Here is a 15,614-nt window from a genome sequence, read left to right on the forward strand (position 1 = left end):
AGTTCAGCCGAGGTGCCGAGTCGGGGCCAGCCGAGTTCAATCGCGGCGCCGAACCGGGCCCAGTCGTATTCGGCCACACCGAGTCGGGGCCGACCGAATTCAACGCGTGGGAGTCGCCGTCGGATCCCGATCCGGCCGGGTCCGCGCCCAGAGTGCTGCCTGCCGGATCGAGCAGGCCCCCTGTTCCGCCGCGGACCGTCGCGCCCGCGCCGATTCCACCTATGCCCCTTGGCGATTCGAGCGGGCCGCGGGTGATGCCGCCGAATCCGCCTGCCGGGGAACCCGTTTCCCGCCTCGATCAGCCACTGACCTACAGTGCGGAGCCACCACGCCCCACCTCCGCACCGCAGCCGATCGACCCCGCCGCGCGGGTGCTGCCGCCGAATTCCGCTCCCCGCGAGGATATTTCGCGGGGCACCTACTCCGCGCCTGGCGCGGAACGGCGAGTCGCGCCGTCACCACATCCGCCGGTGCCGCGCAATACGTCCGCACCACAGCCGTTAGATTCCACCTCGCGCGTGCTGCCTCCCAATTCACCGGCCGTGGAGCCGGGTACGCACCTCGGGCGACCGCAGGCCTACAGCGCGCAGAACCCCGACCGGCTCGGGTCGGCCCCGGAGCCGATCGACCCGAGCACACGGGTACTACCGCCGAATCCGTCCGCCGCAGAGCCGAATTCACGCCTCGGCCAGCCGCAGGCGTACAGCGCGCAGAACCAGGCCTACAGCGCACTGGCGCCCGATTCCGCACCACAGCCGATCGACCCGAGCACACGGGTACTACCGCCGAATCCGTCCGCCGCAGAGCCGAATTCACACCTTGGCCAGCCGCAGGCGTACAGCGCACAGAATCAGGCCTACAGCGAAGCGGGTCCCGATGCGCTCGGCTCCGCACCGCAGCCGAGTAATCCGGCCGCGCGCGTGCTGCCACCGAATTCATCTGGGGGCACGCACTTCGGCCAGCAGGCGCACAGCGCGCAAAACCAGGCCTATAGCGCGCAGAACTCCGACCGGCCAGGCTCCGCTCCGCAGCCGACCGGCCCCGGCGAGCGGGTGTCGCCACCGAATTCCGCGGCCCGCGACGATATTTCGCGCGGGGTGCCGCCGCAAGTCAGGCCAGGTGTTGATTCGAGTGGCCGGTCGAGCGCACCGTCGGACTTCGGCCGCAATGCCGCCGGTGATCCGGGCGCGCGGGTACTGCCACCGAATTCTGGGGCGCCGGAATCGGATTCGCGGATGCGGCAGCCGGATCCGACCGCGCGAGTGTTGCCGCCGCGCACCGTGACGCCGCCAACGGATTCCACCGCGCCGATGGGGCCACCCTCGCAGCCGACGCCGGCCGTCGACGACACCCGGCAGACGCCGGAGTCCACCGAGCGCCCCTCGCATCGCGCACCCACCGATCCAGACAATGGCCCGGACACCAGCCGCAGCAGCATCGAGAACTGGATGGCCGAACTACGCTCGTCCCGGCGCCGCATCGGCAACCGCGACGAGGGCCGCCACCACAGCGGCGACGGCCGCACCGTCAGCGTCAACGAGCTACTGCGCCGCCGCGAAAACGACGAATAGGCCAGGCCGTCTGCCGATCGCCGCGCACCCCGAGCCGGATCTCGGTGAAGCCCTGCGGTCGGCCGCAGAGCCAGACCTCGCACCACGGCGGCGATGGATGCTCCATCAGCGTCAACAAGCTGCGACACCACCACCGCGAAACGACGAATAGTCCGGGCTGCACCAGCGGCAGTCCCGCGCCGTCGGCCGATCGCCATACACCTCGAACCGAATCCCAGCGAAACCCTACTGGTCGACCGGGAGCCGGGCCTCGCACCACAGCTCCTGCCGCGCCGCCGCGAAAATGATGAACAGGCCGGGCTAACAGTCCAGTGGTAGTTCCCCGCGCCGCAGGCCGATGCCGCGCACCCCGAACAGACCCCGGTGGTCGGCCGAGGGCCAGGCCGCGCACCACGCTCCTGCCGCGCCGCCGCGAAAACGACGAATAGGCCGGGCTACACCGGCGGCAGCCCGGACCGTCTGCCGATCGCCAGCACCCCGCGCCGGATCTCGGTGAAGCCCTGCGGTCGGCGGGGACCAGGCCTCGCACCATAGCGGCGATGGACGCACAGTCAGGTCAACGAGCTGCCGCGCCGCCGCGAAAACGACGAATAAGCCGGGCTACACCCAGCGGCAGCCCCGGCCGTATGCCGATCGCCACGTACCTCGAACTGGATCCCGGCGAAGCCCTGCGGTCGACCGGCGCCAGACCTCGCACCACAGCTCCTGCCGCGCCGCCGCGAAGACGGCGAGTACGCCGGGCTACCAGTGCAGTGGTAGGTCCCGCGCCGCGGGCCGATCGCCGCGCGTCCCGAAGCGGATAGCGGTGAATCCGTGCGGTCGGCCGGGGAGCCAGGCCTCGCACCACAGTTCTTTCGGCATCGTGCCGGGGGCGCGGATCGCGGTTATGGCTTTGTTCGCCACCAATCGGCCGGATAGGCGCTCGGCCGGGTAAGTCCAGGTGCGGAGGCCGCCTGCGTCGTAGGTGTGTACGCCGCAGCCCGTTGCGGAGAACCAGCCGTGCGCGATTGGTGCCAATTCGTCGTATATGCCGATCGCCCAGCCGATTTCGTCTATATCGGGGACGAACCGCAGCTCATCGGCGAATGAATCGAACAGCAGTCGCAGATTGTCGGCGAAGTGGTCCCATTTGTTGACCGCCCAGGTGGGGTCGGTGGCGCGTCCGAAGTGCGGACGCACCGGGCGGGCGGGATCGGGCCGGAAGTGCCATCGCTGGTGCGGGTCCGGGTTGTAGTAGTCGTAGTGGCATTCGTCGTAGCTGTCGTAGTCGTCGTAGTCGTCGCCCTCGAGCGCGGCGGCCTCGTGTGCCAGCCAATTCTGCGTCGGGTCGGTCGGCGATAATCGCACAGCGACCCCCATGGCGCCGTAACCATAGCGGCTGGCGCGACGGGTGAGTTCTACGGTGGTGTCCGCACCGTTCCAGATTACAAATAAATCTGCGCCCCCACCGATCAGATCCGGGACGCCGAGCAGTTCTCGACAGGTTGCGAATATTGTCTGGAATACATTGTCCAGCAATATGTCTGAGCACCCATGGGCTAGTTCCAGGTACGCTGTCTCGCCGTAGCCGAATGCGGCGCGTTGCTCGTCATCGGCGGGCTCGACGGTAATGTCGGACCTCTTACCCGACGGGTCATCGGATTTCAGCCCGAGCCCGGCCAGGGTCGCATCGATCTCGGCACGCGACCACGCGCCGAACTCGGCTCGCAGGAGCCCCGACACCGCATCGGTGAAACAAATCTCCTTATCCCCCAGCCGTTCTGCGGCGCGGGTCCGGATATCCTCGCGCCAGTCCCGATATTCGATCCAGTGGTTCTGCTCCATCGGGCTCACCAGCACGACATCGATGGCGGCGCCGTGCACTACTCCGGCGACAACGCTGCCGAAATCCCAGCTCGGGCCGTAGCGGGCCGAAATCCACTCCGCCGTCGGCTCGTCGAATTCCTCGACCAGCGCGGCAACCGTGCCCGATACCGCGTCAGCACCGAATTCGCCAGCACCACGACCATTTTCGGATACAGGCACGGTGACGGAGATCAGCCGATCACCGACGAGCCGGAACGTGGCGACCGCATCTTCGATCTCGATATCGGTGCGCGCCCACCAGATCGCGCGATCGTCCCACCACTCCCGTGGTTCCTCCCAACCCATCCGGGAGCAGAAACGGTCGATATCGCCTCTCGCCCAGGTCCAGTCGAATTCGGCCGCCTCGGATACGACGGCAACCGCGCCCGCCGTATCCGTCCAAGAACTCTCCAGCACGCGGTGACCATAACCCGGATGCCCGACAGATATTGCAGGGCAATGCCTTTCGTAGTGTCCCTTCGCCACCCTTGGGAAGGCTGAGCGCCGTGTCAGTCGGCATGTCAGGTCGCTGTCGGCCCGCTGTCAGCGGGGCTGGCGAAAGTAATCCACATGAACGGCACAGCGAGTGCGGTTCCCACCGATTCACACCAAGGGAGTTCAGCCATGTACAAGTTCCAGACCTCGGATCCGATCGCCGTCGCCGTCGACGTGCTGTCCGGCAACGTCACCGTGATCGCCTCCGACCGCACCGACACCGTTGTCGAGGTCCGGCCCGCCGACGAGTCCAAGAAGAGTGACGTGCGGGCCGCCGAGCAGGCCAAGGTCGATTTCGCCGCGGGCAAGCTGACCGTGCAGACGCCGAAGGACTGGCGGACCTACAGCCCCTTCGGCGGCAACCCGACCATCGAGGTGGTCATCGAGGTGCCGGCCGGCTCCGGCTTCCAGGGCAGCACCAGCATGGGCCGACTGCTGGGCTCCGGCGAGCTCGGCGAGTGCGAGCTGGAGGTCGCCGCGGGCGACATCATCGTCGAGCGTCCACTCGGTTCGGTGACCGCGAAGACCTCGAAGGGCGATATTCGCATCGGCGAGGCGTCGCGCGGCGTGCTCCGGCTGGAGACGTCGACGGGCGAGCTGGAGATCGGTATCAGCGCGGGGAGCGCGGCGCAGTTGGAGGTCAACGCGCACGGCAGCGTGCAGAACCTGATGCAACCGGTCGATCCGTCGAAGGGAAACGGGGACACCGTGCAGGTGTATGCGCGAAACTCGTTCGGCAACGTCATCATCCGGCACGCGACCGCCTGATGACCGTTGTCGGGGCGAGTTCCCGTGCGAGGCACTCGCCTAGAGCACGCATCCGTTACTCGATGGCACCGTATCGCGGTGACCGGAATCGGGGACGAATCGGTATGGCAGGTAGGCGGTTACGCCACTACGACGGCTGGATTGCCCCAGGTAGACGCGGGATGCGTTGGCATGCGGCGGTCCGGTTTCGCATCCGGAGTGAGGCCGATATCCGTACCAGCGCTGTAGCATCCGGCCTGAACGGACAAAACCAGACGATTTCCGCGGGTTTTCCGCCTATCTCTGCTGGTTTTGTCCGCCTAGGCCGACTGGATCGCACCCCGTCCCGCTTCACCTTTGCTCCAGTAGGCAACCCATTAATGCATAGCAACTAGCTTCTGGCACAGGTAATCGCCTGTGCCAGAAGCTAATTGGCGCGGTGGAACGAAGCCGCGGCGTGTCGGCGGCATGCGCGTCGGTTACCGCACCCCGTACCTCTCGCATCGAGTGTTCGGCTCGAAGACGGGATGCGACAGTCCCGGCTACTTGCCCACAGCGTCAATTGCGAGCCGAATCGTTGTTCGCGTCGGCGAAGGCGCGGGCGTAGCGGGTGCCCGCGAGCAGTAGGAGGACGCCGACTACCAGGAAGGCGGCGGCGCGCAGGAGGCCGTCGAGGGTGGCGAGGTCGAAGAGGAACAGCTTGGCCAATGCCGCCGCGGTGACCAAAAGCCCGGAGACCAAAGCGGTTTTGGCGAGGGCGGCGGAGTGCGCGAGCATGCGCAGACCGAAGAGGAGGGCGGCGGTGGCAGCGATCATCCACAGAATGGTGGCGGCGGTGTGGCCGATGCGGAAACCGTCCCTGGTGGCACTGGCGACACCGAGGGAGACCGTCGCGGCGGTCACCGCGTACAGGCCGGTGAGGCTGGCGGTGATCCAGAGACCGGATTCGGTGCCGGGGTCCGCCACACCCGGCAGCCTGCGCAGGGACCACAGCGCGGTGGCGGCGACGGCCAAGGCGAGGACCGCGGCGAGCGCGGTGGAGATTCCGAGGTTCTCGGACGCGAGATGCTGGGAGGCGAGGGTCGCGGGCGATGCCTGGCCGACGAACAGCATCGCGCCGAGCGCCGCGAAGGCAATGCCGATGGCGGCAGGCACCTTGGCGTGCAGCTGTCCGGCGATGGCGAAATAGCCGAGGGCGACGAGGAATAGGGCGATCGGAAGGGTCTGCACCCTGGTGACGCCGAGGCACGCCTCGAACAGGGCGAAGGAACCCGCTATCGCGGCGACGACGGTCGTATGCGCCGGAATCCTCAGTGACGCAGCCAGTTTCGTGACGAAGCTGGCTGCCGCGAGTGCGAGCAGCACCGCCGCGAAGCTCCCCGAGACGATGGCCGCGGTCGCCGCATCGAACAGCGCGGGTGCGGCCAGTAGCGGCAGCGTGGACAGCGCGAATGCCGCGGTGGCCGTGAAGTCCCGGGGCCGCGTGCGTACCGCGAGCAGCGCGCCGATCAAACCGATCGCCGCGACCGCGACGGCGGCGGCCAGCAACCAGTACAGACGGTCACGCCCCGGTGTTTCGAATGCGGTTCCGGCCATGTAGAAGAGCACGCCCAACGCCACCGGCAGTGTGCGGGCGATATGCAGCAACGGCCAGTCGCGGCGCAGCTGCACCGGCAGGAACGCCCCCTGCAGCACGATGAGGAAGGCGAGCAGTACCAACTCCCCGGTGAGCGCGGGCGACAGCAGCGCCGCACCCGATACCACCAGAACCGCCAATGCCTGTGCGCCCCAACGCATCGCGAGCGCAACACCGCCCGCGGCAACCATCAGGGCCAACACGAGCCCGAGTTCGGCGGGAACCCAGTGGTAGATGGCGGTCACCGCAACCACTTCCAGGTAGGCCCCCGCAATACCGGTGGCCGCCAACGCGATTCCGCCGGTTCGTCCACCGGCCCGCCCGAAGACCCGCATACCCACCGCGAGAAGCCCCACCGAAAAGACCGCTCCGGCAACCACTCTCAACACTGGCCCGAAGAATCCGGCCTGCGCCGCCAAAACCAGCAGCATCACTACACCGATCAACGTCACCGCAACACCGGCAACCGCGAGCAGCCGACTGATCACCCCGTCCCGCTGCCACCAAGGCGTCCGCGGCTCCCGCCGCACCGGCGGCATCGGCCGCTGCACACCCCAAAGCCCGACCGGGGCACCGGCCATCTGCCCCCAACCCGAAACCGGGACGCCCGCAACGGAACCCGGCTGCGGAATCGAAGCACCGGCCGCCGCTCCCGACGCCATACCCGCACCCGGAACCCCGGCACCACCAGCCGAACCGGGACGCGACATCGGACCGCCACCCGATGCCCCTGAAGCCCCCGCCGCCATACCCGCACCCGAAACATTTACAGGCGGGCGGCCTTCCGCACCAGGTGCACCCGCAGTCACCGGCATTACCGGTGTGTCCCGGATCGGAACCGGCGATGCCACGCCGCCCGGAAGCATCGAGCCACGATCGGCGGGTGCAACCGCGGGGTCCGGCGCACCACAGGTCCCTGCTGCGGACCTACCTGGCGCCGAACCATCCGAATCACTCGCTGCCGGAGCACTATCCGCTGAACCGCGACCGGTAGGCGCGGCAGCGGCGGACGACGCACCCTCTGGTGCCGAATCGTGATCCCGACCTTCCGCCGGAATATCCGGCCGGGCATAGAACCGTTCCGCCGATTCGGACGAAGTACTCTGTACCGCATTGCTTTCCGTCGCAAGCTGGCATCGGAGTAATTCCAGGTCGCGGCCGAGTACACCCATCTGCGTGCCCAGCGCGGTGAATTCACCGGACAGCCGAGTAATGAGCGCCGGATCGATAGATGTGGTCATGTCTCGATACTCGGCCGGAGCCGGATCGAAAACATGAGTAGAAACCCCTGGGTGGGTGTCGGGTACTACTCGAATTCGCCGTGGTGCCTCGACCGGTCCCCACCCGGGAGTCGAGTGGGGGCCGGTCCCGGCAGGTGGTTCAGGAGGCGAGTTGCCGTTCGGTGGTCTGGTGGACGGCGGCGATGACGGCCGCGCGGGGCGGCAGCCGCAGTACGCCGGATTCGGGCTCGCCCGCCCAGTGCCAGCCGAGCGGCGAGTCGGTGGCCGGGAGCATGACGTTGCGGCCGCTCGGCACCACCGTCACATGGTGTTCGGCCAGGTCACGGCGGACCTCGACATCGACGGACAGTACCGGGTCCACCAGGAAGGTCCAGGTGCGCTCCCCCGGGTCGGCGACGACCGGCGTGGAGTAGCCCGGCTCCACCGCCGCGAGCACCCGCTGGCCCAGTTCGGCGGGCATCACCATGGCGCCGAGGATGGAGCCGGTGGTGATCATGGGTCGGCCGGCGATCACCTGGACCGGTAGCCCGTATCGGTGACGCAGTAGATGGGCGATGTCGTGTGGTGAGTGACAGCTTTCGAACACCGGCCTACTCCTCCCACACTCGACGCATGGTCATTGACGCGGCCCCTTTGCATTCTCAAAGTTGCAGAAAGACAACGGTATTCCATCGCGGGGTGAACAAGTCGTACGCAACGTCCCACTTTTACGAAATCAGGCCGCCTACTCTCGTACCCTGAAACCCAGATTTAACAAAGGAATTGGGTAGATGGACGATTCGTCGATCGGTGTGCGCATTCGGCAATTCCGCGGCAAAGCATTGACACAGCGTCAGCTCGCCGATCAGGCCGGGGTGAGTGTGGATCTGGTGCGCAAGTTGGAGCAGGGTGGGCGGCAGACGGCGTCCATTGCCAGCCTCCAGAAGATCGCCCGCGCGCTCGATGTCGACATCGCCGACCTGATCGGCAGGCGGCACGGGATACCTTCCAGCAACCCAGATGCCGGAATTGTCGCGATCCGCCGCGCCTTAACACCCGTCGACGACCTGCTCGGCGAGACACGGGAGGAAACGGCCGTCGGCCACGCCGAGGGTTCCCGCGCGGTCGAATACGCCTGGGGCGCGTATTGGGCCGGACGCTACGAGCTGCTCACCACGATCCTGCCGCAGGGACTCACCCAATTGCGGGCCACCGTCCACGCCGCGCACAACGGCGCCGTCGCCGCCGCGAACGAGCTGCTGGCCCGGATGTACTGGGTAACCGGTTGCACCCTGGTGCATCTCGGGCAGACCGATCCGGCCTTCATGGCGATCCGGCATGCGCTCACCGCCGCGGCGAAGGGCGATGATCCGTTGCTGCTGGCCACAATTCGCGGTTCGGTGGCGTGGCAGCTCCTGGTGCAGGGCCGGTACGAGGAGTCGCACGGCGTCGCACTGACCGCCGCCGCGGCACTCGAACCCGACGGTGATGCGACTCCCGCGCACCTGTCCGCCTACGGATCCCTTGTGCTGCAAGGCGCTACGGCCGCCGGACGAGCACAGCGCGTACCCGAGGCGCTCTCGCTGATCGAGACGGCCTCGGCGATCGCACTGCGCATCGGTGTCGACCGCCGGGATTACGAAACCTATTTCGGCCCCTCCCAGGTCATCATGCAGACGGTGGATGTGAACGTCTGCGCGGAGCGCTATCCGGAGGCGTTGAGCGCGGCAAAGGCCATGCCGCCCACCGGTGGTGGGTTACCGCAGGCCGCGCGGGCCCGGCATCTGACCGATACCGCGGTCGCGCTGACCCGCACCGGCCAGCACGAGCGCGCGTTCTCCGCGCTGCTCGACGCCGAACGCGTCGGCGGCGCGGACTGGATCAAATACCAGACACTGCCCCGCCACATCGTCGCCGAGCTGATCGACCAGGATCGCCGGGCTCCGTTGCGCGCCTTCGCAACTCGGCTCGGCATGAAGGTCTAGCCGGGCTCAACCGCCCATCAGCTTGCGCCACTGTGCCATGAACGGATGCTTGGCCGTGATCGAACCCAGCCGGATCCGGCCGTGCACCACCACATGCAGCGGCCCCATCGGCGGCCCGGTGCGCACCTTGTTGTTGACAGTGGCCCCGATCAGCTCGACACCGTTCAGATCGACGGTGGCGGCGGCGGGCACGATCAGCGTCAGCGAGCTGAGGAAATCGTCCACCCGCACCTCGACGACCTGGGTGGACATCACGGCCTCGGTGAAGTCGAGGGTGACGCCGGCAAACCAGTTGTTCAGGTGCAGGGTGGGCGGGACCTGCCACGGACCCCGGCGGGTGAGGTTGGACAGCCGGCTGCGGATCACATCGCCGCCGGAAGCGGGCGCCGGGCGCTTCGCGTAGCGGGGCGCGGCATTCACGAACGGCGTCTGCGGGGCGGCGGGTTGGCCGACCAACCGGACTCCCGGCAGGTCGATGAGCACGGCGTTGAGTTCGCCCCTTGTCTTGGCGGCCAACGCGGTATCCATCCGCTCGGTGAATTCGCCGAGCGAGAGCATGCCGAGCCCGACCGCGCGCTGCAGCAGCTGACCGACATGCTCCCGTTCGGCATCGGAAACGCGCAGTTCCCGGTCGCCGACGGGACCATTCGTTGTATCGGGGCCACCCATGGTGTCGAGATTACCGAGCGAACACCGCGTCCGGCATCGGGGCGATCCCGGATTCGCACCATCCCTCCCCGGTCGGATACCGCCGCTATTCCAGCCCCTGTTCGATCGCATAGCGGGTGAGTTCGACCCGGTTGGCCAGCTGCAGCTTTCGCAGCGTCGCCTGCACGTGGTTCTCCACGGTGCGATGGCTGAGCCCGAGCCGGGACGCGATCTGCTTGGCGGACAGGCCCTTCGCGACCATCCGGAGCACCTCGGTCTCCCGTTCGGTGAGCGCGGGGCGCTGCGGCTCGTCGGGCTGTGCGGGCGCGGTGGCCATCCTGCGGTATTCGCCTAGCACCAGACCCGCGAGCCCCGGGGTGAACACCGCCTGCCCGGCCGCAGTGGCCCGGACCGCATCGATCAGTTCCGCCGCCGACGCGCTCTTCACCAGATAGCCGGACGCCCCGGCCTTGATGGCATCGAGCACATCCCCCCGTTCGGCGGAGGCCGAGAGCACCAGCACCCGGCTGTCCGGCGATACCCGCAGCACCTCGGCGGTGGCCTGCGCGCCGTTGCCGTCGGGCAGCTGCATATCCATCAGCACCACCGCCGGTCGCACGGCCGCGGCCCGGCGGGTGGCCGCGCCGACGCCGTCGGCGGTGGCCGTCACCTGGAATCCGGCCTCGGCGAGATCACGGGAGACCCCATCGCGCCACATCGGGTGATCGTCCACCACCATTATCGAAATATCCTCGGCCGCAATATCTTCGGTCACCGCACGCCCTCCTGTCATGCTCGCGGCACCCGGAATTCCCATTCCGTGCCGAATTCGTCCGCCTCGCTGAGCAATTCCGCGGTACCGCCGAGCGCGGCCAGTCGCCCGACAATCGATCGGGAGACGCCGAGCCGCCCCTCGGCCGCCGCCTCGGCCAGCCGACCCGGCGCGATGCCGACCCCGTCGTCGCGCACGCTGACGATCAGCTCGTCACCGGTATCTTCCAGCAGCACATACGCTTTCGCGTCCGGTCCGGCATGCAGCGCGACATTGGACAGCGCGTTCGCCACGGCCGCCGCCAATTCGCCGGCCACCCAGCGCCCGACCAGCACCGGATCCCCCGGGATCGAGACGAACACCGTCGGCGTCGCGTGCGCGGTGAGCAGCGGACGCAGATCAACTTCGGCCGCGCCGGAATCCGGGCGCGGACCCTGTTCGGAGATCAGGGTCCGCAGCGCCACCTCCTGCTCGCCCGCGCGCTGCGCCAATTCGTTGGTGTCCCCGCCGATTTCGCTGCCGCGCCGTTTGATGTAGCTGAGCACCTGCAGCACGCCGTCGTGCACCTCACGCGAAAGTCGTTCCCGCTCTTCGGCGGCCGCGGTGATACGCATGGCCCGCTGCAGCTGATCCTGCGCCCGGCGCGCCGTGTTGGCGGCCAGCCCGAGCGCCAACCCGACCGAAACCAGCACGGGCACGGTGGCATCGGTCCAAACGTCCTGACCCCACTGATCGCGGACGGTGAGCGCCACCGACGCGATCAACAATCCGGAGCACATGCCGCCGACCGGTCCGAGCAGGATGCCCGCCGAGATCACCGCATTCGCCGACCAGAGCGTGGTCGGCAGCGTCTGATGTCCGTGGAACCAGCCGTAATCGGCGACCAACCGGGTGGACGCCATCAGCGCCGCGACGACGAGGTGGTCGCCGAGCACAACCCAAACCCGCAGCCGCCGAGCCAATTCGGGAAAATGCCACTGGGACAACAACAGTGCCGAAATCCCTGACCACATCGCCATCAACGCGATCAGCACCCAGCTCAACCGCTGGTTGTGATAGTGCGACACCGAGGCGATCTGCTGCCCGACCGCGTACAGCAGCGTCACCAGCCGCAGCGCCTGCGCGGCCCGCCACAGCGGCGCGGTCGCGATCTGATCGGGGCCGAGTTCAGCCGTTCGGGTGCGCACCATCGGCTTCGTCTGCGACAGAACCGGTTCCGCTCGGTTTCTCGGAATCGTTGGGCACCTTGGCTTTACCGCCCGGCGAGCCGTCCGGCCACTGCGCCGCATCGGCATCGGCCTCGGCGTCGGCAAGGATGTCCGCGGGATCGAGACTTCGTGGCTCATCCGGTACGACCCTTCGGTCGCCCGTGATCAGTTCCTCGTATATCTCCTCGGGGCCGTCGGCCAGCAGCGAACGGATCGCCGTATTCAGCATCGCGACCATCGGCACCGCCATCAGCGCGCCGCCGATCCCCCCGACCACCGCGCCCGACGCGATCGCGAGCACCACGGCCAACGGATGGATATTCACCGCCCGGCCCATCAACAACGGTTGCAGCACATGGCTTTCCAGCTGCATCACCGCGATGATCACACCGAGCACGATCAGCGCGGTGACCCAGCCCTTGGTCACCAGCGCGATGAAAACCGCGATGGATCCGGCCAGGAACGCACCGATCACCGGAATGAACGCGCCGACGAACACCACCGAGGCCAGCGGCAACGCCAGCGGCACATTGAGTATCGCCAGCCCGGCGCCGATGCCGATGGCATCCACCGCGGCCACCACCACGGTCATCCGGACGAAGCCGACCAGCGACCCGAAGCCGAGACGGCCGGCGAGGCGCACCCGCTCGCGGTGCTGGGTCGGGATCAGCCGGGTGACGAACTCCCAGATCTGCTCGCCGCCGTACAGGAAGAAGATCAGGATGAAGAAGGTCAGGAACGCGCCGGTGAGAATGTGCCCGATCACCGTCGCGGTGGCCAGCGCACCGCTGGTCAGCGTGTCCTGATTGGACCGGATCGATTTGACGATGGTGTCGCCCGCGCTGCGGATCTGCTCATTGCTCAGGTGCAGCGGCCCGTTGATCAGCCAATCCTGTACCTCGTGGATGGAATGGGTGACCTCGTCGGACAGCTGCGGCACACCGGCGATGAACTGTTCGACGACGAAGGTCATGATCCCGGCGAGCACCCCGAGCGAGCCGACCAGCGCGACGAATACCCCGACCGCCCGCGGGATCCCGAACCGGTTCAGCAGGTTCACCAGCGGCGCGAGCAGCGCGGCCGCCAGCAGCGCGATGGCCATCGGGATGACAACGGTCGAAAGCTTCTGGACGATCAGCCAGCCGGTGAAGGCGGTCCCGAAGATGATCAGCAGCCGCCAACACCATTCGGCCGTCATCCGGACGAGCGGATGCACCGCGTCGGCGGCGACCCATCCGTCGGCCGCCGACCGCCGCTCGAACGGTGCGCGCTGGGGACTCGCCTTCGGGTCGGTCACTCCAGCGAGCCTAATATGCACTGCCGGGCGAAGCCCGTCCTGAGCCCGCGCATGGCCGGAGCGAATGCGGAGGTACGCCTGATATGCGCTGCCGGGCAAAGCCCGTCCTCAGCCCCCGCATGGCCGGAGCGTCAGTACAGGTCGACTCTGTCCCACAGGTTCCGGTTCGGGTACGGGTCGTCGACGACCATGGGTTGGACGTCCAGTCGCATGGTGGTCCTGCGGGTGGGTTCGTACCGCGGCCAGTGCACTCGGCCGGTGTGAGCGAACCGCACCCAGGCGCCGTGGACGAGGTCGGCCAGCTGCTGTGGTGGGTTCGGGCCGGTGATCCATCGCAGCCGCCGGTCGCCCAGTTGGTCGAAGACGAACGGAACCTCGAGGAAGTGACATGCTCCGAGTTGTCCTTCGAATTGCGGTGAGCGCCAAGTGAATTCGTACATATACGTGGCCGCCGGCGCACCGGCGCGCGCGTCGGCGAGCCGCAGGCCGGGGATGGTGTAGAACCAGTCCGCCTGCAGGATCGCCAGCAGCGCACCGGGATTCGCGTCTGGATAGACGGTGCGGTAGGCGGGTAGCGCCCGGTCGACGGGTAGTCGGTACAGTCGCATCGCCGTGGTCAGTTCCGCCTCGGTGACCGAGTCGAGGCTGCGGAACGGCAGCAGCGACAGTCGCCCCTCCTCGGCATTGTGGCCGAGCAGCACGTCCACGTCGGCGGCGACGCCCGCGGTGATCGCGTCGATGGGTTTGACGGGCAGGGTGTCGCCGTCGATCGTGGAGCGCCACATATTGACGCGACACCCCGGTTCACCACCCCAGCGCTGTGGATCCGGTTGCCGGGCAAGGTCACTCATGACCGCGGACTGGGCGGCGAGCACGCGCTCGACACCGGCCGCAGCGACGGCTTCCCGCGTCGGCGCGACACCGAGCTTGTCGACGAGCCGCCGCCCGATCTCACGGGCGGTGTCGGTGGAATAGCAGATATTGCCCGCGCCGCTCTCCATGATCGCGCGCCGGAAGAGCCCCTCGGCGCGCGGCATCGCCAGCAGCGTGCCGACGGCCATCGCGCCCGAGGACTGGCCGAAGACGGTGACGTTTCCGGGGTCGCCGCCGAAGGCCGCGATATTGTCGCGGACCCATTCCAGAGCCGAAATCTGGTCGAGCAGACCGATATTCGCCAGGCCGTCGTCGAGGAACAGGAAGCCTTCCGCGCCGAGCCGGTAGTTGATCGCGACGAGGACCACGCCGTCGCGGGCGAAGGCGGTGCCGTCGTAGAGGCCGTTGCTTCCGGTGTCGAGACCGCCACCGTAGATCCACACCATTACCGGCAGGCGCGCCGAGCCGGGGTCGGGGGTCCAGATGTTCAGGTTGAGATAGTCCGCGCCGGGGATCGGTGGCGCGAAGAAGTCCAGCGGCGGCGGGGTCGGCGGCTGCGGTGGCGTGGGGCCGAGGGTGAGCGCGTCGCGCACCCCGGTCCACGGCTGGACCGGGCGCGGCGGCAGATAGCGGTCCACGCCCCGTGGTGGCGCGGCATAGGGCACGCCCTTGAATGCGTGCACGCCTGCCGTCACGCTGCCTCGCACCCGCCCAGCACGTGTCGTCACGATTGATTCGGCTGTCCGACCGGCGCCGCATCCGGTGACGGCCAATGCGGCGAACGCGGAGGCCGCGGCCGTGCCGCGAAGAAATGTCCGGCGGTTCAAGATTTTTCCCTACACCGATCGGGTACGCGGACCACGCCACAGCAGCGCGACGGCCACCAGGCCCGCCAGGCTGGGCGCCATCCCGACCCAGCCCAACGCCGCGGGCAGTCCGGTGTCCCCGGAGGTGTCCTTGGTGAGCAGTGTGGTCAGACCGACGCTTGCGCCGAGCACGAACATCCCGGTCGCGGCGGGGCGGGCCCACCGCTTGTCCTTCTTGACCGCCCACATTGTCCCGAGCCAGGCGACGACACCGAGCGCTCCGATAACGGACAACAGGAGCAGGTAGGTGGTTACGGCCGAGTCGATCTCCATCCGGGTGTATCCGGGATAGCCCGACCGGATGTGATCGGCCAGCAGATCCGAGGTGGCACGGTCGATGTACGGGACGACCGCGGCGACGACGGTGAGCACGAGGCCCGCATACATCGCTCGGATCGCCTGTCGATACTGAAATGTCTTGGCTATCACTGACTTTCCTTTCCGGTCACGC

General features: G+C 67.9%; 11 protein-coding genes. 2 read left to right on the plus strand and 9 right to left on the minus strand.

All coding sequences use genetic code 11. The annotated features are described in order from the left end of the window. Positions 1 to 2,312 precede the first annotated feature (2,312 nt). Positions 2,313 to 3,833 (minus strand): DUF6301 family protein, encoded by a 1,521-nt coding sequence (locus tag F5544_RS44540; protein ID WP_167478687.1) that lies wholly within the window; start codon positions 3,831 to 3,833, stop codon positions 2,313 to 2,315. A 207-nt stretch (positions 3,834 to 4,040) separates the two neighbouring features. Between F5544_RS44540 and F5544_RS44545 the strand changes: the two genes are divergently transcribed. Beyond that, on the plus strand, positions 4,041 to 4,679 hold the full coding sequence (locus F5544_RS44545) for a DUF4097 family beta strand repeat-containing protein (RefSeq protein ID WP_167478688.1): 639 nt from the start codon (positions 4,041 to 4,043) through the stop codon (positions 4,677 to 4,679). Positions 4,680 to 5,216: 537 nt separating this feature from the next. Here F5544_RS44545 and F5544_RS44550 read toward each other — a convergent pair. Both F5544_RS44550 and F5544_RS44555 read right to left on the minus strand, forming a co-directional pair. After that, positions 5,217 to 6,956 (minus strand): DUF2339 domain-containing protein, encoded by a 1,740-nt coding sequence (locus tag F5544_RS44550; RefSeq protein WP_238846991.1) that lies wholly within the window; start codon positions 6,954 to 6,956, stop codon positions 5,217 to 5,219. A gap of 718 nt (positions 6,957 to 7,674) precedes the next feature. After that, positions 7,675 to 8,121 (minus strand): hypothetical protein, encoded by a 447-nt coding sequence (locus tag F5544_RS44555; protein ID WP_167478689.1) that lies wholly within the window; start codon positions 8,119 to 8,121, stop codon positions 7,675 to 7,677. 184 nt (positions 8,122 to 8,305) lie between these two features. Here F5544_RS44555 and F5544_RS44560 point away from each other — a divergent pair, with 184 nt between their 5' ends. Continuing rightward, positions 8,306 to 9,499: a helix-turn-helix domain-containing protein gene (locus F5544_RS44560; protein WP_167478690.1), complete on the plus strand. Its 1,194-nt coding sequence runs from the start codon at positions 8,306 to 8,308 to the stop codon at positions 9,497 to 9,499. A gap of 6 nt (positions 9,500 to 9,505) precedes the next feature. On the opposite strand, the gene F5544_RS44565 is transcribed toward F5544_RS44560, so the two are convergent. From F5544_RS44565 to F5544_RS44590, 6 genes are all read right to left on the minus strand, one after another. Further along, positions 9,506 to 10,168, minus strand: a complete 663-nt coding sequence (locus F5544_RS44565) for a DUF1707 SHOCT-like domain-containing protein (RefSeq protein ID WP_167478691.1) — start codon at positions 10,166 to 10,168, stop codon at positions 9,506 to 9,508. An 85-nt stretch (positions 10,169 to 10,253) separates the two neighbouring features. Further along, positions 10,254 to 10,886, minus strand: coding sequence for a response regulator (locus tag F5544_RS44570; RefSeq protein WP_238847559.1), 633 nt, complete (start codon positions 10,884 to 10,886; stop codon positions 10,254 to 10,256). 50 nt (positions 10,887 to 10,936) lie between these two features. Next, positions 10,937 to 12,109: a MacS family sensor histidine kinase gene (gene macS, locus F5544_RS44575; protein ID WP_167478693.1), complete on the minus strand. Its 1,173-nt coding sequence runs from the start codon at positions 12,107 to 12,109 to the stop codon at positions 10,937 to 10,939. Continuing rightward, entirely contained in the window at positions 12,087 to 13,325 is a 1,239-nt protein-coding gene (locus F5544_RS44580; RefSeq protein WP_238847560.1) for an AI-2E family transporter, read from the minus strand. Before F5544_RS44580 ends, macS begins: the two co-directional genes overlap by 23 nt. A gap of 230 nt (positions 13,326 to 13,555) precedes the next feature. Next, positions 13,556 to 15,025, minus strand: coding sequence for a carboxylesterase/lipase family protein (locus F5544_RS44585; RefSeq protein WP_238846992.1), 1,470 nt, complete (start codon positions 15,023 to 15,025; stop codon positions 13,556 to 13,558). A 108-nt stretch (positions 15,026 to 15,133) separates the two neighbouring features. Next, positions 15,134 to 15,550 carry a hypothetical protein gene (locus F5544_RS44590; RefSeq protein WP_174867533.1) on the minus strand — a complete coding sequence of 139 codons (417 nt, stop codon included), beginning with the start codon at positions 15,548 to 15,550 and terminating at the stop codon, positions 15,134 to 15,136. Positions 15,551 to 15,614: the final 64 nt, after the last annotated feature.

Source organism: Nocardia arthritidis, assembly GCF_011801145.1.
GTDB classification, from domain to species: Bacteria; Actinomycetota; Actinomycetes; order Mycobacteriales; family Mycobacteriaceae; genus Nocardia; species Nocardia arthritidis_A.

Coding starts and splice junctions, on each gene's coding strand:
- F5544_RS44545 (WP_167478688.1), top strand. CDS start 4,041: ATGTACAAGTTCCAGACCTCGGATCCGATCGCCGTCGCCGTCGACGTG.
- F5544_RS44550 (WP_238846991.1), bottom strand. CDS start 6,956: ATGGCGTCGGGAGCGGCGGCCGGTGCTTCGATTCCGCAGCCGGGTTCC.
- F5544_RS44560 (WP_167478690.1), top strand. CDS start 8,306: ATGGACGATTCGTCGATCGGTGTGCGCATTCGGCAATTCCGCGGCAAA.
- F5544_RS44565 (WP_167478691.1), bottom strand. CDS start 10,168: ATGGGTGGCCCCGATACAACGAATGGTCCCGTCGGCGACCGGGAACTG.
- F5544_RS44570 (WP_238847559.1), bottom strand. CDS start 10,886: ATGGTGGTGGACGATCACCCGATGTGGCGCGATGGGGTCTCCCGTGAT.
- macS (WP_167478693.1), bottom strand. CDS start 12,109: ATGGTGCGCACCCGAACGGCTGAACTCGGCCCCGATCAGATCGCGACC.
- F5544_RS44580 (WP_238847560.1), bottom strand. CDS start 13,325: ATGACGGCCGAATGGTGTTGGCGGCTGCTGATCATCTTCGGGACCGCC.
- F5544_RS44590 (WP_174867533.1), bottom strand. CDS start 15,550: ATGTATGCGGGCCTCGTGCTCACCGTCGTCGCCGCGGTCGTCCCGTAC.